Source organism: Rhizobium sp. N122 (assembly GCF_002211295.1).
Lineage (GTDB): Bacteria > Pseudomonadota > Alphaproteobacteria > Rhizobiales > Rhizobiaceae > Rhizobium.
The window spans coordinates 1-18,538 of sequence record NZ_LOKU01000055.1 but is presented as its reverse complement, the minus strand read 5'-3'; the positions used below and the strand labels follow the sequence as shown (position 1 = coordinate 18,538).

Annotated in this window: 19 protein-coding genes and 1 pseudogene; 17 read left to right on the top strand and 3 right to left on the bottom strand. The window is 61.0% G+C overall.

The window, feature by feature from the left end; translation table 11 throughout:
- From ATY75_RS35260 to ATY75_RS27255, 8 genes and pseudogenes are all read left to right on the top strand, one after another.
- Positions 1-123: pseudogene (locus ATY75_RS35260) on the top strand (ABC transporter permease); the annotation flags it as partial.
- 67 nt (positions 124-190) lie between these two features.
- A complete protein-coding gene (locus ATY75_RS27285) occupies positions 191-1,168 on the top strand; it encodes a thiamine pyrophosphate-dependent dehydrogenase E1 component subunit alpha (RefSeq protein ID WP_088939923.1) in 978 nt (325 codons plus the stop codon).
- An 11-nt stretch (positions 1,169-1,179) separates the two neighbouring features.
- Positions 1,180-2,187, top strand: coding sequence for an alpha-ketoacid dehydrogenase subunit beta (locus tag ATY75_RS27280; RefSeq protein WP_088939913.1), 1,008 nt, complete (start codon positions 1,180-1,182; stop codon positions 2,185-2,187).
- A gap of 5 nt (positions 2,188-2,192) precedes the next feature.
- Positions 2,193-3,311 carry an acetoin dehydrogenase dihydrolipoyllysine-residue acetyltransferase subunit gene (locus tag ATY75_RS27275; protein ID WP_088939912.1) on the top strand — a complete coding sequence of 373 codons (1,119 nt, stop codon included), beginning with the start codon at positions 2,193-2,195 and terminating at the stop codon, positions 3,309-3,311.
- A 51-nt stretch (positions 3,312-3,362) separates the two neighbouring features.
- Complete coding sequence (locus tag ATY75_RS27270; RefSeq protein WP_088939922.1) at positions 3,363-4,118, top strand: SDR family NAD(P)-dependent oxidoreductase; 756 nt, start codon at positions 3,363-3,365, stop codon at positions 4,116-4,118.
- Between the two features lie 37 nt (positions 4,119-4,155).
- Positions 4,156-4,572 carry a heme-binding protein gene (locus ATY75_RS27265; protein WP_088939921.1) on the top strand — a complete coding sequence of 139 codons (417 nt, stop codon included), beginning with the start codon at positions 4,156-4,158 and terminating at the stop codon, positions 4,570-4,572.
- 2 nt (positions 4,573-4,574) lie between these two features.
- Positions 4,575-5,135 carry an OsmC family protein gene (locus ATY75_RS27260; RefSeq protein ID WP_245317646.1) on the top strand — a complete coding sequence of 187 codons (561 nt, stop codon included), beginning with the start codon at positions 4,575-4,577 and terminating at the stop codon, positions 5,133-5,135.
- A gap of 57 nt (positions 5,136-5,192) precedes the next feature.
- On the top strand, positions 5,193-5,486 hold the full coding sequence (locus ATY75_RS27255; RefSeq protein ID WP_010031848.1) for a putative quinol monooxygenase: 294 nt from the start codon (positions 5,193-5,195) through the stop codon (positions 5,484-5,486).
- Positions 5,487-5,549: 63 nt separating this feature from the next.
- Here the strand turns inward: ATY75_RS27255 and ATY75_RS27250 are convergent, their stop codons facing one another.
- Together ATY75_RS27250 and ATY75_RS27245 are read right to left on the bottom strand one after the other, a co-directional pair.
- The gene (locus tag ATY75_RS27250) at positions 5,550-6,488 is read right to left on the bottom strand and encodes a LysR family transcriptional regulator (RefSeq protein ID WP_088939920.1); all 939 of its coding nucleotides are present in this window, start codon (positions 6,486-6,488) and stop codon (positions 5,550-5,552) included.
- A gap of 126 nt (positions 6,489-6,614) precedes the next feature.
- Positions 6,615-7,439 (bottom strand): putative hydro-lyase, encoded by an 825-nt coding sequence (locus ATY75_RS27245; RefSeq protein WP_088939919.1) that lies wholly within the window; start codon positions 7,437-7,439, stop codon positions 6,615-6,617.
- A 601-nt stretch (positions 7,440-8,040) separates the two neighbouring features.
- Between ATY75_RS27245 and ATY75_RS27240 the strand changes: the two genes are divergently transcribed.
- The 9 genes from ATY75_RS27240 to ATY75_RS27200 all read left to right on the top strand — a co-directional run bounded on the left by ATY75_RS27240 (position 8,041) and on the right by ATY75_RS27200 (position 18,018).
- Complete coding sequence (locus ATY75_RS27240) at positions 8,041-9,150, top strand: extracellular solute-binding protein (RefSeq protein ID WP_088939918.1); 1,110 nt, start codon at positions 8,041-8,043, stop codon at positions 9,148-9,150.
- A gap of 27 nt (positions 9,151-9,177) precedes the next feature.
- Positions 9,178-10,281: an ABC transporter ATP-binding protein gene (locus tag ATY75_RS27235; RefSeq protein WP_088939917.1), complete on the top strand. Its 1,104-nt coding sequence runs from the start codon at positions 9,178-9,180 to the stop codon at positions 10,279-10,281.
- Entirely contained in the window at positions 10,274-12,004 is a 1,731-nt protein-coding gene (locus tag ATY75_RS27230; RefSeq protein WP_088939916.1) for an ABC transporter permease subunit, read from the top strand. Before ATY75_RS27235 ends, ATY75_RS27230 begins: the two co-directional genes overlap by 8 nt.
- A 115-nt stretch (positions 12,005-12,119) precedes the next feature.
- Positions 12,120-13,007, top strand: a complete 888-nt coding sequence (locus ATY75_RS27225; protein ID WP_088939915.1) for an alpha/beta hydrolase — start codon at positions 12,120-12,122, stop codon at positions 13,005-13,007.
- Positions 13,008-13,160: 153 nt separating this feature from the next.
- Positions 13,161-14,138 carry a thiamine pyrophosphate-dependent dehydrogenase E1 component subunit alpha gene (locus ATY75_RS27220; RefSeq protein WP_088939914.1) on the top strand — a complete coding sequence of 326 codons (978 nt, stop codon included), beginning with the start codon at positions 13,161-13,163 and terminating at the stop codon, positions 14,136-14,138.
- Positions 14,139-14,149: 11 nt separating this feature from the next.
- A complete protein-coding gene (locus ATY75_RS27215) occupies positions 14,150-15,157 on the top strand; it encodes an alpha-ketoacid dehydrogenase subunit beta (protein ID WP_088939913.1) in 1,008 nt (335 codons plus the stop codon).
- A 5-nt stretch (positions 15,158-15,162) separates the two neighbouring features.
- Entirely contained in the window at positions 15,163-16,281 is a 1,119-nt protein-coding gene (locus tag ATY75_RS27210) for an acetoin dehydrogenase dihydrolipoyllysine-residue acetyltransferase subunit (protein ID WP_088939912.1), read from the top strand.
- Positions 16,282-16,384: 103 nt separating this feature from the next.
- Positions 16,385-17,155, top strand: coding sequence for a glucose 1-dehydrogenase (locus tag ATY75_RS27205; protein ID WP_064843956.1), 771 nt, complete (start codon positions 16,385-16,387; stop codon positions 17,153-17,155).
- Positions 17,156-17,331: 176 nt separating this feature from the next.
- The gene (locus tag ATY75_RS27200) at positions 17,332-18,018 is read left to right on the top strand and encodes a TetR/AcrR family transcriptional regulator (RefSeq protein ID WP_088939911.1); all 687 of its coding nucleotides are present in this window, start codon (positions 17,332-17,334) and stop codon (positions 18,016-18,018) included.
- 140 nt (positions 18,019-18,158) lie between these two features.
- Here the strand turns inward: ATY75_RS27200 and ATY75_RS27195 are convergent, their stop codons facing one another.
- The gene (locus tag ATY75_RS27195) at positions 18,159-18,383 is read right to left on the bottom strand and encodes a hypothetical protein (protein WP_088939910.1); all 225 of its coding nucleotides are present in this window, start codon (positions 18,381-18,383) and stop codon (positions 18,159-18,161) included.
- Positions 18,384-18,538 lie beyond the last annotated feature (155 nt).

The following is an 18,538-nucleotide window of genomic DNA, read 5'->3' as shown; positions in this document are numbered from 1 at the left end:
ATCACCTCAGGATTCACATTCCTCAAGATCGGCTCCTACTACCAGGAAATCATCAAGGGAACCATCATCGTCCTTGCCGTCGTCATCGATCAATACAGGCGATCAAAACAAGCAAGAGCGTGAAGCGCCGGCCGCGCTTAAAAATTCCGCCAAGAGAAAATGGCGTTCAACGAATTGAAGAGGGAAGCAAATGTCTGGTTTGCAGCTACCACAGGTCAAACTGATCGAGGTCTACCGCAACATGCGGATGATCCGCCGCTTCGAAGAGCGGGTGATGGACGAGATGGCGACGGGCGACATTCCCGGCAACACCCATCTTTATGCCGGTGAGGAGGCAAGCGCCGTCGGGGTCTGCCTGCATCTCGACGAGGGCGATTACATCTCCTCCACCCATCGCGGCCATGGTCATTCGATCGCCAAGGGCGTCGACATCGACAGCATGATGGCGGAACTGTTCGGCAAGGCGAGCGGCACCTGCGGCGGCAAGGGTGGGTCGCAGCACATCGCCGACCTGCGCAAGGGCATGCTCGGCGCCAACGGCATCGTCGCGGCTGGCGCGCCGATCACCTGCGGCGCAGCCCTGAGCGCCAAGCTTCTCGGCACCAGGCACGTCGCCGTCGCCTTTGCCGGTGACGGCGCGATGAACGAGGGCGTCATGTCCGAGAGCTTCAACCTTGCCAAGATCTGGATGCTGCCGATCGTCTTCGTCATCGAGGACAACGGTTTCGGCGAAGCCACCGCCAACGAGCATGTCTCCGCCGGCAGCTTCACCCGCCGCGCCGAAAGCTTCGACATCCCCGCCATCGAGGTCGACGGGACGGATGTGTTCAGCGTCTATGAGGCGGCCGGTCAAGCCGTTGCCCGCGCCCGCAACGGTGGCGGGCCGACGATGCTGCACGTCCATGTGCCGCGCTATTACGGCCACTATAGCGGCGATCCCGACAACTACCGCACACCGGAGGAAAAGGCGGCGATGCGCCGGGAGCGCGACTGCCTGATCAACTTCCGCAAACGGGTCGCCGAGGTGTCACTGCTCGAGGCGGCCGAACTCGACGCCGTCGATCGGGCGGTTGACGCCGAAATCGACCGCGCCGTCGCTGCCGCGCGCGCCGCACCCTTCCCGCCCTTGTCGGCTCTGACCACCGACGTCTACGTCAAGTATCTGTAAGGACGACGATCATGCCCAAGAAATCCTTCCGCCAGGCCCTCAACGAGGCGCTCCATTCGGAAATGGCCCGTGATCCGCGCGTGATCATGATGGGTGAGGATCTGACAGGCGGCGCCGGCGCCAACGGCGTCAAGGACGCCTGGGGCGGGCCGTTCGGGGTCACCCGCGGGCTGCTCGATGCGTTCGGGCCCGAGCGCATCCGCGATACGCCGATCAGCGAAGCCGCCTTCATCGGCGCCGCCGCCGGCGCGGCCCTGACCGGCCTGCGCCCGATCGCCGAGATCATGTTCGTCGACTTTGCCGGCGTCTGCCTCGACCAGATCATGAACCAGGCCGCCAAGTTCCGCTATATGTTCGGCGGCCGCGCCAAGACCCCGCTCGTCATCCGCGCCACCTATGGCGCCGGCAGCCGTTCCGGCTCCCAGCACACCCAGGCGCTCTATCCGATCTTCACCCATATTCCCGGCCTGAAGGTCGTCATCCCCTCCAATCCCTATGACGCCAAGGGGCTGCTGCTGCAGGCCATCCGTGACGACGACCCGGTCATCTTCCTCGAACACAAGATGCTTTACGACACCGTCGGCGAGGTGCCCGATGCCTCCTATACCATCCCGTTCGGCGAAGCCCGGGTGGTGCGCGACGGCAAGGATGTGCTGATCGTGGCGATCGGACGGATGGTCGGCGTCGCCGAGGAAGCGGCCCGCCAGCTTGCGGCCGACGGCATCTCCGCCTGCGTCGTCGATCCCCGCACCACCTCGCCGCTCGACGAGGAGACCCTGCTCGATGTCGCCGAAGGGATCGGCCGCATCGTCATCGTCGACGAGGCCAATCCGCGCTGCAGCGTCGCCACAGACATCTCCGCGCTGTTTGCCGACAAATGCTTCGACGCGCTGAAGGCGCCGATCAAGCTCGTGACGGCGCCGCACACGCCGGTTCCCTACGCCCCCAATCTCGAAGACGTCTATGTGCCGACGCCCGACGCCGTGGCCAAGGCCGCCAGATCCATCGTAAAGAGGTAAAGCCCATGTCGCTTATCGAAGCTGTCACCGTTCCCAAATGGGGAATGACGATGACCGAAGGCACGATCACCCAATGGATGGTCAATGAGGGCGACACCATCGCCCGCGGTCAGGAAATCCTCGAGATCGAGACGACCAAGGTCACCAATGTCCTGGAGGCGGCGGCAAGCGGCACCTTGCGGCGCATCGTGCTGCAGCAGGGCACGACGGCGCCGGTCGGCGCCCTGGCCGGCGTCATCACCGACGATGCCGCGACCACTGAAGAGATCGACGCCTTCATCGCAACCTATGCCGACCGGCTGGGGGCGGGCGAGGGCGGTGACGCCGGCAGCGCAGCACCGCGCATCGTCGAGGTCGAAGGCGGCACGGTCAACCTGCTCGAAGCCGGCGAGGGCGACGATGTCGTCCTGTTCCTGCACGGCTTCGGCGGCGATCTGTCGACCTGGCTGTTCAACCAGCCGCCGCTGGCCGAGACGATCCGCACGGTCGCGGTCGATCTGCCGGGGCACGGCGCCTCGTCGCCCGTCGACGGTGATGTGCTTGCCAAGATAGTCTCGGCCGTCAGCGCCGCGGTCCAGGATCGCGTGCCCGGCAGGCTCCATCTCGTCGGCCATTCCTTCGGCGGCGCCGTCGCCGCACGGATCGCCGCCGCCCAGCCGTCGCGCGTGGCGTCGCTGACATTGATCGCGCCGGTCGGCTTGAGCCGGCAGATGAGCCGCGACTTCCTGGTCGACTTCATCGCCGCCGAACGGCGCCGGCCGCTTCTGAACGTGCTCGAGCGGCTGTTTGCCGATCCCGCCAAGATCACCAACGACATGGTCGAAGGAACCCTGCGCTTCAAGCGTCTCGAAGGCGTGCCGGAGGCATTGACGGCAATCGCCGACACCATCGCCGGCCAGGACGGCCAGTTGCTATCGATCCGCGAACCGCTTGCCGGTCTTAACTGCCCCGTCATGCTGATCTGGGGCGAACAGGACCAGATCGTGCCCGTCCCAGACGCCGGCACCCTCCCGGCAAACCTCACTCTGCGCATCCTGCCAGACACCGGCCATATGCCGCAAATGGAGGCATCCGCCACCGTCAACCAGGCAATCCTCGAAAATATCCGGAAAGCCTCACAATAATCGGGCTGGGCCCGACAAAACGAACCTAACCATCAAATCGGGAGTACATCCATGTCTCAACGTTTGTCAGGAAAGCGCGTCCTCCTAACCGGAGGCGTAGCAAATATCGGCCTTGCCATTCTAGAGGCTTTTGTTGCCGAAGGTGCAACCGTTTCTGTGGTCGATATCGACGCTGCCAAGGGCAGCGAAGTCGAAAAGCGGTTCGGCGACCGCGTTCGGTTTTTCAAGGCGGATATTTCGCAGGAAGACGAAATCAAGGCGGCAATCGACCAGTCGGTCGCCTGGATGAAGGGGATGGACACGCTCTGCCTGAATGCCGGCATCCAGCTTTCCGGCAAGGTCGAAGACTTTTCCACGCGTGACTGGGACAAGGTGTTCACCATCAATGTCCGCGCCAATTTTATCTTCGCCAGGGAGTCGGTGAAACATCTGCGGGCCACCGGCAAGTCTTCCATCGTGATGATGTCTTCGCTGGCCGGCAAGCGCGGCGCCCCCGGCCTGGTCGGTTACTCCTCGTCCAAAGCCGCGATCATCGGCCTCACAACCACGCTCGCAATCGAACTGGCGCGCGACGGTATCCGGGTCAATGCCGTGTGCCCGGGATGGATCGACACGCCGTTCAACCAGCCGGTCATCGATTTCATTGGGGGTCGGGAAAAGCAGGAATCGCTGGTCCCGATCGTCATTCCGCTTGGACGGCAAGCCACGCCCCAGGAGGTCGCGCCGCTCTTCGTCTATCTCGCCTCCGACGAGGCTTCCTACGTGACGGCCCAGGCGATCAACGTCGACGGCGGCATCTACAACTGATTGCGGGCAGCGGTCGAAAGCACAGAAAGGCGAGAACATGATCAAGTTGATTACACATGAGGCGGCTCTCAAAGCCCTTGAGGCCGGTGCAGCCAAAGCAAGAGAGCTCGGAGAGCCTTCGTCCCTGGCGATCGTTGATGCCGGCGGCAATCTGCTTGCCTTCCTGCGCGCCGACGACGCTGCGCTGTCGACCGTCGAAATCGCGCAGGGCAAGGCGTACACCGCTCTGGCCCTGCGCTCGCCCTCCGGCAACTGGCTGGAGTTGGTCCAGCCGGGGGCAGCGCTCTACGGGCTGGATGCCCTCGGCGGGCGCCGGCCGTTCGTTGTTTTCGGTGGCGGCCTACCGGTGCGCGACGGAAAGACCGTGATCGGAGGAGTGGGCGCCTCGGGCGGGCCGGTGGAGGCCGATATCGCCATTGCTGAGGTGATGGTGGCGGTGCTGCAAGCTGGTTAAGCGTGCCTGACACGCTCGAACCAGGGGCGCCGCCGCCATTGAAGCGGCAGCGCCCCAACTTTCCATGGCTGGCAATGGGAATACGTCCCAAGCCGAACAATCAGGATGATATCATGTCTGAGCACTCTATCCGCCTCGAATGGAAGGCAGCGCCGCACGCGCAACAGCCGGCAACCTACAGTCGGGATCATAAGGCGACATACAGCGCGCAGGTCTCGGTGGCGGTGTCTGCCGCGTCTGCCTATCTCGGAAACAGCGATCTTGCCGATCCGGAGCAGCTTCTCGTCAACGCCCTGGCAAGTTGCCACATGCTCTACTTCCTGGCGATCTGCGAGGGGAACGGCTATATCGTCAGCAGCTACGAGGATGATGCCGTCGGCAAGGTATCGAAGAACCCGGATGGAACTTTCTGGGTATCGGATATCATTCTCCATCCCAAAACATCCTTTAATTCCCAGAAACAGCCCGATCGCGAAACGCTGTCTCGACTGCATCATCGGGCTCATAAAGGATGCTTCATCGCAAATTCGATCAAAACCCACGTGTCGATCGAACTGGGCTGACATCCAACGGCAGCGGTGGTCGTACACGTTTTCTCATTATCGAAAGGAAGGTGCGGAATGAAAGATAAGCTTGTTGTTGTTGCCACGGTAACGGCGCACGAAGGAAAGCATGAGCAGCTTCGCGAGGCGCTCCTCACCCTGATCCCGATCGCGCAAACAGAGCCGGGATTCGTCCAGTATGATCTCCATGAATCGCTGGAGCGCCCAGGCGAGTTCGTCTTCTACGAGATCTGGGAGGACGAGCAATCGCTGGAAGTCCACAACAATACCGAGTCAATGAAGGCGTTCGGCGCCCGCGCCGGTCAATGGATCCAGTCGGTCAAGTTGGACAAGTACAAGCGCATCTCCTGACCCGGCCCACAGGCTCCCGGCGCAAGGACTGCCACGGGCTGCACGTGGCAAAGCCACACCCGATCAATCGGTATCGATCGGGTGGTCTTCGGCTGGAGGACCACCCGAAACCAGTCCGTAATGTCCCGCAACTTTCTGCGCCAGCTGGGCCACGACGCCATTCAAGTGCGTTTCCGGACGTTTGATAAAGCTTGCCGTGAACGCCATGGTCGGCATTGTGTGGCCGACAGTCGTCAGCACCCGCAGCTTGCCGCTTGCGAGGTGATCCGAGACGACCTCGACAGGTATGGCGGCAATTCCAATACCATCAAGCGTCATACGAACGATCGAAGACAGCGAGGAGTTCGGAAACAGGCGGACGCGCTGCTGATGTGCCTTGTTGAAAAGCTCCGTGAGTTCCCGAAAAGGTTGGGTCTGCCTTGCAAAGGTGATGATCGGAAATGCCGTGAGCTCCTCCAGCGTCACGGCCTGCGGCCCCAAGGGAAAATCCGCCGGAACCACCCAGTTCAGGGGATATTCGCAAAGCGGCAGATTGGCGACGTTCCCTGAAATCACCGGCCCCATGAGGAAGGCGACATCGATGCTGTTTTCCTGAAGAGCGGCTGCGAGATTGGCGGACCCGTCGACATTGATCTCCAGAGTGATGGACGGGTATTCGTGGTTCAGTCGCTTCAGCAATTCCGGCAGCCATGTGTGGACGATGGTGTCCGAGACACCGAGCTGCACGCTCCCCTCCAAGGCATTTGCGCCGGCGACGGAAAGCACCATTTCGGTCCGAAGCGCCAGCATGCGCTCTGCATATTTCAGAATTTCACGCCCTTTGGCTGTTAAACGGCTGCCGCGCTTGTCACGCTCGAACAGCCGCACCTTGAGCTCCTGTTCAAGCTGCGCAATGCGCGCGGAAACAGCCGGCTGCGTGGTATGGAGTTTTTCGGCGGCACGGTGGAAACCGCCCGTCTGAGCCACGATACAGAAGGTTTCCAAGGTGCGCAGGTCAATCATCAGGCCCGCCTGTTCTCAATAGTCCAACGACCGGCTAACCATTGACGACTATGAGACCGGATGCAAGCTGCCTCGGCGATAGGATAGGCAATCTCCCTGCCGGTGTCGTAGGAGCGATTCTCGACACTATAGGGCTGGCGCCTCGAACCGGAACGTCCCGTTCAGAAGATCCTCGTCGCGGATATCCGTGATCAGCATGCAGCCAGGACTGTGAGTCACTGCAATCGGCGGCTTGGCCTCCGCCAAAGCCACCTGCGGCGTGACACCACACGCCCAGAAGACAGGCACTTCACCTTCCTTGACCGGAACGCTGTCGCCGAAGTCGGGACGGGAAAGATCGCTGATCCCGATCGCCAGGGGATCACCGAAATGCACCGGCGCCCCATGGACCTGCGGCATTGCCGCTGTAATTTCGATCGCCCTTATGGCATCGGCCGGCTTCATCGGTCGCATCGAAACCACGAACTGCCCGGAGAACGGGCCAGCCGATACGCAATCTATATTCGTCCTGTACATCGGTACATTCGAACCGAGTTCGATATGACGAACGCCAATGCCCGCGTTCAAGAGCGCCCACTCGAAAGAAAACGAACAGCCGATCAAGAAGGAAACGAAATCATCCCGCCAGATGTGGCGGATATCGGCGATCTCCTCCACCAGCCGCCCGTTGCGGAAAACCCGGTAACTCGGAACATCGGACCGGATGTCGATGTTCCTACCGGCGTTGGCGAGAGACGGATCGCCGGGATTTCCGACGGCGAGCAACGGGCATGGCTTGGGATTTTCCAGGCAAAACCTCAGAAAATCGGTCGCCCACTGCTTTGGCAGGATCACCAGGTTTCCTTGCGCAAAACCTGGGGCCAACCCGGAAGTCTGCCCCGCGATCGCGCCAGTCCTGACATCGTGGCGAATCTGCTCCGGCTGACGATCCACCGTTTCAAGCCTGTCCATCACCAAGCATCCCTGTTCTCATGCACACACATGTGCAAGAACTCGCGATTTCGGAGCCTTTCGTCAAATCTCCATATTAGATGACCCGAGATAGATTCTGCTGATCACGCAACGTATGCGGGAGCGGCTCTTGGTGGGTTGAAGCCGACCGTTTCCGGCGCAGCTGATAGAACTGCGTTATCAGACTCCATCGCCAACGACGATTTGACCTCAGGGCGGTCCGGCAGGAAAATCGGCGCTGAAACACCATGATTGGGAGGTCATTCGTGTCATCACTCCCGGGAATGGCGGCGATTGCCGCAAGCTAAGACGAATTGTCATCTTCGAATTCGTCCGTAGCCCCGAGTGCTCGAAACCGCGATCCAGCTCCACTGCAATTCTCATTTCAAACGATCTGAGGAGAGCTCGTCGGCGCGATAAATTTCCAAGCAAAAACAATTACATATACCTAATTTTACGTGGTTGACAGGCGTCGAATACGGAGCAATACTTCCTCATCAGCCTAACGAACGTTAGGTCGATCAATAAACCTAGGGGAGCAGTGGTGGCGCGCAACGCCCCTTCTGCAGTCTGTTTCAAACTTGTCAGAAGGGATTCAGCAATGACCGGCAAAATATCTCTATCCATCACCCGCCGCCAGGCTTTGAAGTTCGGGGGCGCGGCTTTATCAGCGTCTCTCTTTGCCCCGGCCGTCATCAGCAGCGCATGGGCAGCGGAAGAGCCAATCACTTTGCTGACGTGGGAGACCTATGACGAACCGGACTGGATCGCGGAGTGGCAGGCAGCCAACGGGACCGAAATCAAGCCGGTGATCATCTCCTCGCTCGACGAGGTATTCGCCCAGCTTCAGTCCGGCGCCGTGAAGCCCGATGTCATCTATTCGGAGGCCTCGACGGCGGGCCGGCTGAAAAAGGCGGGCCAGATCGCTCCCTTCGAAGTCTCGAAGGTCCCCAATATTTCCAACATCCTGCCCGGGCTGAACTGGCGCGAGCCGCTGACGGTCGACGGCGCCCTGATGGGCATCCCCCTGCACTGGGGAACGCAGCCCCTTCAGTATAACGCCGATGCGATCAAGTCTGCGCCGACGACCTGGGCCGCCCTTTGGGACAAGACCTATCAGGGGAAAGTCACGATATTCGATGACGCAACTGTCACGATCCCCATGGTCGCGCTATATGTCGGTGCGAAAAATCCGTTCAATTTGACCGAGGACGAGTTCACCCTCGTCACCAATGCGTTGCGCGAGCTGCGAGCCCAGGTGCGCGTGGTCACCCGCGGCTTCGACGATGCCGCAAACGTCTATGCCTCGGGCGAAGCGGTTCTCGGCTATTGCCACAATGTGACCGTCGTCAACATCCTCAAGAAGAAGGGGCTCAACGCCAAATATTCCCTGCCGAAGGAAGGCACGCCTGCCTGGATCGAAGGGACCTATGTCACCCCGAAAGGACAGCGTGACGTCGTTTACAAATTCCTCAACGACACGATGTCGGCAAAGTGGCAGGCGCGGTTCATGAAGTTTTCGGGAAGCAACGGCGTTTTGACGCCGGCGGCGGCGCGCGAAGCGGGCCTGACCGAAGACGAGCTGAAGAACACCAATATTCTCGACTCCGATGATCCGAGCTTCAAGGACAATCTCGTCTTCTTCAAAGAACCCGAGAATGTCGAACGCCGTATCCAGCTCTGGAACGACTTCCTGGCCGGCACGCTCTGACGTCCGCAATCCAGCTGGAGAACGACAATGGGAATACATGAAACCGGCTCCGTGCTTTCGCTCGTCGGCGTTTCGAAAACCTACGACGGCGCCCAAAAACCGGCGCTCGACCAGGTGTCTTTCTCGGTCAAACCCGGGGAATTCTTTTCGATCCTCGGGCCGAGCGGCTCAGGAAAGACGACAATTCTAAGGACGGTGGCCGGCTTCGAAAAGCCTGATACCGGCCAGATCGTCATGGCAGGCGAGGTGGTCAACTCGGTCGCTCCGAATAAGCGCGATGTCCGAACCGTGTTCCAGAGCTACGCCCTTTTCCCGCACCTCACGGTGCGGGAAAACGTCGAATATCCGCTCCGGATGAGGGGCGAGGCGAAGCCGACCCGGCGGACGAAAGCCGAGGAAGCGCTGGCGCTTACCGAAATGGCAACGTTTGCCGACCGGCTTCCGCACCAGCTTTCCGGCGGCCAGCGTCAGCGTGCCGCGCTGGCCCGGTCCATCGTATCGCGACCGAGGCTTCTGCTTCTCGACGAACCGCTCGCCGCTCTCGATCTTCGCTTGCGCCAGCAAATGCAACACACATTGGTGGCTCTGCAGAAAGAACTCGGCATCGCGTTCATGTATGTTACGCACGACCAGGGCGAAGCCCTGTCGATGTCCGACCGCGTCGTCGTCCTGCAGGACGGCAAGATAGCCCAGCTCGCCACCCCCCGCGAAATATACTTTGCCCCGCAAAACGAGTTCGTTTCGCGTTTCGTCGGCCGCTCCAATCTCGTCGCCGTCAATTTCGAACCGTCCAATACCGGATTCGTGGGACGCGTGGAGGGGATCAAGGTTCCGGGACTGACTGCCAAAAAGGGCGGAACGGCGCGGATGGCGATCAGGTACGAAGCGATACAGGTGAAACCGCTCGACGAGACAGAAGGGGCGCCCGACGAGACAGAAGGGGCGCCCGACACCATTCCCGGCGTTGTGGAAGATGTCCTTTTCCTTGGCACCAACTGCGAGGTGAACGTCCGCTGCGGCGGCGTCAATCTCATCGGCACGGTGCCGGCAGTGCGCCACTCGACATTCACGGTGGGCCAGCCGGTCAAGGTCGCCTTCGATGCAGCAAACACGCAGGTCTTCCATGACTGAGATCATTGCACCGGCACTGCCCGCACGCGCCGCTGCGCGGCATGCACGTTTTCCGCTGGGCTTTCGCCTTTCGAGCGTGCCGGTATTGGCGTGGCTGTTTCTGATCGTTGTCCTGCCGAACGTGCTTCTGGTCGGAATAAGCTTCCTGAAGAGCTCGGCGGGCGTCATCATCTTCGAGCCGTCGCTGATCAACTATTCGAGGATGTGGAATTCGGCGGGCTTCTGGGTCCTGCTGATCAGAACGCTCTCGTTCAGCTTCTTTGCCTGCATATTCGCGACCCTCATCGCTTATCCGCTCGCTTTCTATGTCGGGCGCGTCGCCAAACGAAACAAAGCGCTTCTGACGATGCTGATCGTCCTGCCCCTCTGGATCAGCCTGCTCATGCGGATCTTTGCATGGCGCGTCATCCTTGGCCAATCCGGTGTTCTCAACGGCTTTCTGGTGTCGAGCGGGATCCTCGATGCTCCGTCCGAGGCGTTTCTCTACAGCCCAAGTTCCGTCATCATCGTCTTCGCCTACATTTCGGTGCCTTTTATCTTCATTTCCACGATGGGCGCTTTCGAGAAGATCCCAAGCGATCTGATCGAAGCCTCGGAGGATTCAGGGGCGACGGCGCTACAGACATTCCGTCATCTGATATGGCCCCTGACACGCCGAAATCTGGCAATTGGCTTTTCGCTCGCCTTCCTCGTGACCGTTGGCGATTTCGTCACACCGGCAATGATCGGCGGTATCGACGGAACCACACTGGGCGTCGTCATCTCGACCCAATTCGGCTTTGCGAACAACTGGCCCTATGGTGCTGCCGTTGCCGTTGCCCTGATGCTGAGCGTCGTGGTGCTTCTCGGCATCATCATCGCCCTGACCCCGGTGCGGGGCGTCATGGTCGGCGGAGAAGGCGATCAGTCCCCATCGTCGAACGGGGCAAGCTCGACCGGCTTCGGCCGGCGTTTGGGAGGGATCGGCTATATCGCGGCCATTGCTTACCTCTATGCGCCGCTCGCCATCATCATCCTCTTCTCGTTCAATTCGGCAAACCTTCAAACGCTTCCATTGGAAGGGCTGACGCTGCACTGGTACCACCAGCTCCTGAACGATGCTTCCCTGATCGAAGCGGCTCAGCGGTCGGTGATCGTGGCAGCATGCGTGGTTGCCATATCGGTCCTGGTCGGAACGATATTTGCGCTGATTGTCCACTACGCCAAGCTGAAGGGTGCCCGCTTCTATGAAATGGCGTTCGCGCTTCCGATCGCCACACCGGGCGTCGTGCTGGGAATCGAGATGGTTCTCGGAACGGAGATCTTCGGAATTCCCTCAGGCATCACCCGCATCGTCATCGGACAGATGAGCTTTGTCATGCCGGTGACCTTTCTGCTGCTGCTCGTTCGGCTTCGCCGGCTCGATCCCAGCCTCATGGAAGCATCGTTGGATCTTGGCGCGAGCCGCTGGCAAAGCTTCGTTCATGTGCTGTTTCCGATGATCAAGGGAACGATCCTGGCCGGCGCGTTTCTCGGACTGACCCTTTCGGCAGACGATGTCATGGTAACCCTTTTCCTGTCGGGCGGAGCACCGACCCTGCCGATCTGGGTTTTCAACCAGATGCGCTTTGGCTTCACGCCATCGGTCAACGCGGTGTTCTCGATCCTGCTGATCATGTGTCTTGTCATCGTGACGATCGGGAACTGGAAAACGGCCGCGAAGCACGCCCGCGCAGCCCGATGACGTGCAGCGGGATGGGTTCTCGTCGGCCAGGACGGGGCGATAACGACAATCGGATGAGCGCCGTTTTGATGCGGTCATCCGCCCAAGAATGAGTTTTCTAAAGAAGGAGACTGCGATGGTGGAAAGACTGGATTGGCCGATGAGCGGCATCGAGGGATTTGACCGGGGCTTCTCGACGGTCGACGGCGTCAGGCTGCACCATGTCAGCGGAGGGCGTCCAGACGGCGAGGTGGTCGTGTTGTTCGCCGGTTTCCCCCAGAGCTGGTACGCGTGGCGTAAAATCCTGCCGGCGCTCGCCGCCAAATACCGGGTCATTGCCTTGGATCTTCCCGGGCAAGGTGATTCAGATCGCCCGGTTGGCGGCTGCGATACGACAGGCATTGCCAAGATCGTGCGAGGCCTTGTCGAAAAATTGGGTGCCGGTCGGCACTATCTTGTCGCCCATGATATCGGCGCTTGGGTCGCCTATCCCTACGCAGCGCTTTACGGAAACAGCGTTCTTGGGCTGGCCATTCTCGATACGGGAATCCCCGGCATCAGTCTTCCCGATGCTCTGCCCTGGTCGCCCGAAGTCGCCTGGCGCACGTGGCACGTTGCCTTTCACAACGTCCCCGACTTGCCGGAGGCGCTCATTGAAGGTCGGGAGGACATCTATCTCAACTGGTTCCTGCAACGCAAAGCGGCCAATCCGCAAGTGTTTTCCGAAGGCGACTTCGACGAATACCTGCGCGTTTTCCTCTATGGCGGCCTGAAGGGTGGCCTTGCCTATTACCGCGCAGTGTCGTTATCGGCGGAGCAAAACCGAGAGCTTGCCGCCAAGGGAAAGCTTGAAATGCCGGTCCTGGCCGTGCGCGCCGATCAAGGTTCCATGCCTGACCTCGTCGCACAATTGCAGAAGATCGCGACCAATGTCCGTGGAACCGCGATCGAAAACTGCGGCCACTATCTGGCAGAAGAACAACCGGACGCGCTGGTGCGCGAGCTCCTGCAGTTTTTCAGGTGAACCCGTATCGACAACCCATCCTGCCCAAGAGGGAGGGGTTGTTCCGGCTGCGGTTGATCGCGGTGATCGACCGCAGCCCGCCGTTTCAGCGCCGACGACGGTGCGAATGGCACGCATCAACACATGCCGCAGAGATCACAAAGGAGGGAAGCAATGTCTGGTTTGCAGCTACCACAGGTCAAACTGATCGAGGTCTACCGCAGCATGCGGATGATCCGCCGCTTCGAAGAGCGGGTGATGGATGAGATGGCAAGCGGCGACATTCCGGGCAACACCCATCTTTATGCCGGTGAGGAGGCAAGCGCCGTCGGGGTCTGCCTGCATCTCGACGAGGGCGACTACATCTCCTCCACCCATCGCGGCCATGGTCATTCGATCGCCAAGGGCGTCGACATCGACAGCATGATGGCGGAACTGTTCGGCAAGGCGAGCGGCACCTGCGGCGGCAAGGGCGGGTCGATGCACATCGCCGATCTGCGCAAGGGCATGCTCGGCGCCAACGGCATCGTCGCGGCTGGCGCGCCGATCACCTGCGGCGCAGCTTTGAGCGCCAAGCTTCTCGGCACCAGGCACGTCGCCGTCGCCTTTGCCGGTGACGGCGCGATGAACGAGGGCGTCATGTCCGAGAGCTTCAACCTTGCCAAGATCTGGATGCTGCCGATCGTCTTCGTCATCGAGGACAACGGTTTCGGCGAAGCCACCGCCAACGAGCATGTCTCCGCCGGCAGCTTCACCCGCCGCGCCGAAAGCTTCGACATCCCCGCCATCGAGGTCGACGGGACGGATGTGTTCAGCGTCTATGAGGCGGCCGGTCAAGCCGTTGCCCGCGCCCGCAACGGTGGCGGGCCGACGATGCTGCACGTCCATGTGCCGCGCTATTACGGCCACTATAGCGGCGATCCCGACAACTACCGCACACCGGAGGAAAAGGCGGCGATGCGCCGGGAGCGCGACTGCCTGATCAACTTCCGCAAACGGGTCGCCGAGGTGTCACTGCTCGAGGCGGCCGAACTCGACGCCGTCGATCGGGCGGTTGACGCCGAAATCGACCGCGCCGTCGCTGCCGCGCGCGCCGCACCCTTCCCGCCCTTGTCGGCTCTGACCACCGACGTCTACGTCAAGTATCTGTAAGGACGACGATCATGCCCAAGAAATCCTTCCGCCAGGCCCTCAACGAGGCGCTCCATTCGGAAATGGCCCGTGATCCGCGCGTGATCATGATGGGTGAGGATCTGACAGGCGGCGCCGGCGCCAACGGCGTCAAGGACGCCTGGGGCGGGCCGTTCGGGGTCACCCGCGGGCTGCTCGATGCGTTCGGGCCCGAGCGCATCCGCGATACGCCGATCAGCGAAGCCGCCTTCATCGGCGCCGCCGCCGGCGCGGCCCTGACCGGCCTGCGCCCGATCGCCGAGATCATGTTCGTCGACTTTGCCGGCGTCTGCCTCGACCAGATCATGAACCAGGCCGCCAAGTTCCGCTATATGTTCGGCGGCCGCGCCAAGACCCCGCTCGTCATCCGCGCCACCTATGGCGCCGGCAGCCGTTCCGGCTCCCAGCACACCCAGGCGCTCTATCCGATCTTCACCCATATTCCCGGCCTGAAGGTCGTCATCCCCTCCAATCCCTATGACGCCAAGGGGCTGCTGCTGCAGGCCATCCGTGACGACGACCCGGTCATCTTCCTCGAACACAAGATGCTTTACGACACCGTCGGCGAGGTGCCCGATGCCTCCTATACCATCCCGTTCGGCGAAGCCCGGGTGGTGCGCGACGGCAAGGATGTGCTGATCGTGGCGATCGGACGGATGGTCGGCGTCGCCGAGGAAGCGGCCCGCCAGCTTGCGGCCGACGGCATCTCCGCCTGCGTCGTCGATCCCCGCACCACCTCGCCGCTCGACGAGGAGACCCTGCTCGATGTCGCCGAAGGGATCGGCCGCATCGTCATCGTCGACGAGGCCAATCCGCGCTGCAGCGTCGCCACAGACATCTCCGCGCTGTTTGCCGACAAATGCTTCGACGCGCTGAAGGCGCCGATCAAGCTCGTGACGGCGCCGCACACGCCGGTTCCCTACGCCCCCAATCTCGAAGACGTCTATGTGCCGACGCCCGACGCCGTGGCCAAGGCCGCCAGATCCATCGTAAAGAGGTAAAGCCCATGTCGCTTATCGAAGCTGTCACCGTTCCCAAATGGGGAATGACGATGACCGAAGGCACGATCACCCAATGGATGGTCAATGAGGGCGACACCATCGCCCGCGGTCAGGAAATCCTCGAGATCGAGACGACCAAGGTCACCAATGTCCTGGAGGCGGCGGCAAGCGGCACCTTGCGGCGCATCGTGCTGCAGCAGGGCACGACGGCGCCGGTCGGCGCCCTGGCCGGCGTCATCACCGACGATGCCGCGACCACTGAAGAGATCGACGCCTTCATCGCAACCTATGCCGACCGGCTGGGGGCGGGCGAGGGCGGTGACGCCGGCAGCGCAGCACCGCGCATCGTCGAGGTCGAAGGCGGCACGGTCAACCTGCTCGAAGCCGGCGAGGGCGACGATGTCGTCCTGTTCCTGCACGGCTTCGGCGGCGATCTGTCGACCTGGCTGTTCAACCAGCCGCCGCTGGCCGAGACGATCCGCACGGTCGCGGTCGATCTGCCGGGGCACGGCGCCTCGTCGCCCGTCGACGGTGATGTGCTTGCCAAGATAGTCTCGGCCGTCAGCGCCGCGGTCCAGGATCGCGTGCCCGGCAGGCTCCATCTCGTCGGCCATTCCTTCGGCGGCGCCGTCGCCGCACGGATCGCCGCCGCCCAGCCGTCGCGCGTGGCGTCGCTGACATTGATCGCGCCGGTCGGCTTGAGCCGGCAGATGAGCCGCGACTTCCTGGTCGACTTCATCGCCGCCGAACGGCGCCGGCCGCTTCTGAACGTGCTCGAGCGGCTGTTTGCCGATCCCGCCAAGATCACCAACGACATGGTCGAAGGAACCCTGCGCTTCAAGCGTCTCGAAGGCGTGCCGGAGGCATTGACGGCAATCGCCGACACCATCGCCGGCCAGGACGGCCAGTTGCTATCGATCCGCGAACCGCTTGCCGGTCTTAACTGCCCCGTCATGCTGATCTGGGGCGAACAGGACCAGATCGTGCCCGTCCCAGACGCCGGCACCCTCCCGGCAAACCTCACTCTGCGCATCCTGCCAGACACCGGCCATATGCCGCAAATGGAGGCATCCGCCACCGTCAACCAGGCAATCCTCGAAAATATCCGGAAAGCCTCACAATAATCGGGCTGGGCCCGACGAACTGTTCAAGCAGCTATTGGAAAACAGGCGGTGCATCTGACTGGTAACCGCCCCTCGCCAAACACAGAAAAGGAAGGCATCAGTCGTGAGTAATTATAGCGGTAAGGTGGTGGTCATCACAGGCGCAGGCTCCGGAATGGGGCGCGCCATGGTCGGGGAATTTGTATCCAGGGGCGCCTATGTCGCCGCTCTGGACATCAATCTGGCTCGTGCTGTCGAAACGGTCGAAAAACTTTCTACGCCGGATAAGGCCTATCCGCTGCAGGCAGACGTGAGCGACGCCGGAAGCGTCGAAAGCGCCGTCAAAGCAATCATCGAGCGCTGGGAAAGAATCGATCTTCTTTGCAACAACGCGGGAATTCTGGACGGGCATGCTCCTGCCCACGAGGTCAGCCTCGAGGAATGGAACAGGGTTCTGGCCGTCAATCTTACCGGGCCTTTCCTCATGGCCCGCGCCATCATTCCGCATATGCTTTCGCAGGGGAAAGGTGCAATCATCAACACGTCGTCGACGTCCGGGTTCAGCGCAGCCGGCGGCGGGTCGGCTTATACCGCTTCCAAGCACGGCGTGATCGGCTTGACGCGCCAGATGACCTTCGAATATGGCGCGCGCGGGATCCGCGTGAACGCGATTTGCCCCGGAGCCACCGCAACGCCCTTGGCTCTGCCGGAGCACAACGCCGCATCGCCCGATATGGATCTTGCAATCAGCAAAGTTCCCGCACGTCGCTGGTGCCAACCGGAAGAAATCGCGAAACTGGCGGCCTTTCTCGGCAGCGACGACGCCGATTACGTTCATGGAAGCGCCTATGTGATGGATGGCGGATGGCTTACGGCCGCGCGAGACCCGTTCTGATGTTCGAGTTCGTGGCAGCAGCTAAACCTGAAGGACCGCTCGGTCGAGCATTGACGTGCTGAGCCTTCACAAGTTTGGCATCGATCGCAGCAATCGGTGGTGCTTGCGCCACCGCAACCTGTTGACTTGAACGATGCCGCGACATTCACTGCGTCAGCCACTGCAAGGATTATGTAATGAGCCTTCCGCCTCGCGTGATGACCGCGCGCAATCTGTTCAAGCAGCATCTGGATCAACGCGATTGGTCCGACTTGACCCCGGGTCGGCGCCGAATTCTGGAGGTGTTTTTAAAGCTCGCAACGTTCGAAGGTTATTCGGCCGTGACGATGCGGCTGCTCGCCAAGGAAGCCAACGTTAAAGCTTCCAGCATTTATTTTCATTTTCCCGAGGGACGCAGTGAAATCGTCGCGGAGTCGCTGCGCTGGCACTACAGCAACTGGGGATACGCCGTTCTCGACGCGATCGACAAGACAAGCAGCGTCGACGAGTTCTGGGATGCCCTGGTTGTTACAGCCGCAAAACGGCAGATTTCACATCCTGCAAGCGATCTATGGGATCTCCTTGTCCGAATGGACCGGATCGGCGGGTTCCTGGACATCGAATTTCGTCATGAGATCGATTATTGGCTGGATCTTTGTGCCGGCCTGTTTGAAACGGCAGCAGAGGAGATGGGATATCTTCCGAGCAAACGCACTGTTCGCGCCATAATGGCGCTGCTTGATGCAGCAAGTACGTGGTGCGAATGGTCGGGGGATCCAGCTGAACTCGAGGCATGTGCCGACCAGGCCGTGTTGCTGTCACGGACGATCCTGACGTCGCCGGAAAAGATTGCGCGAGCCGCGCGTAGCTGCAGCGGGGGATAACCAGCCGATTTGATAAGAAGCATTTCGAGGAACGGCAAAGGCAAGGGAGGAGATATGCCTGACCGCCTCGGGTGATCGCGGCACGGCCTGCGCTCCAGCGTACCCCGGCAGATTGCCGGCGTGCGCGATCCCGGGATGCTTCAGCGGTGTAAAACCGCCGTCTCCTGGCTATCGTCGCCAAGAACGTAATATCTGAAAGCCGCCAGCTTCGCTTCAGCCTGCCGGTTTTGCAATTCGCTCAGAACATTCCCCTCGTGTGCGACAAAGGTCGCAACCGCGCGCAGGTTCAACAGCATGGCGACACCGAGCGCGAGGGCTATGAGAACGATGACCCGATCACCAGAAATTTCGCCGTAATAGCGCATCTCTATTCCCCTTGTGTTCAATCATCTTACGCCGATCGAATCCGGCGTCAACGAAAATGTAATCGTTGACATCGTGTTTTTTGTGATGTTGTATACGTTAACATCGCAAATTGGCGATCGAGCCTTCACGGCTCCCGCAGATCTCGAAACAGGGC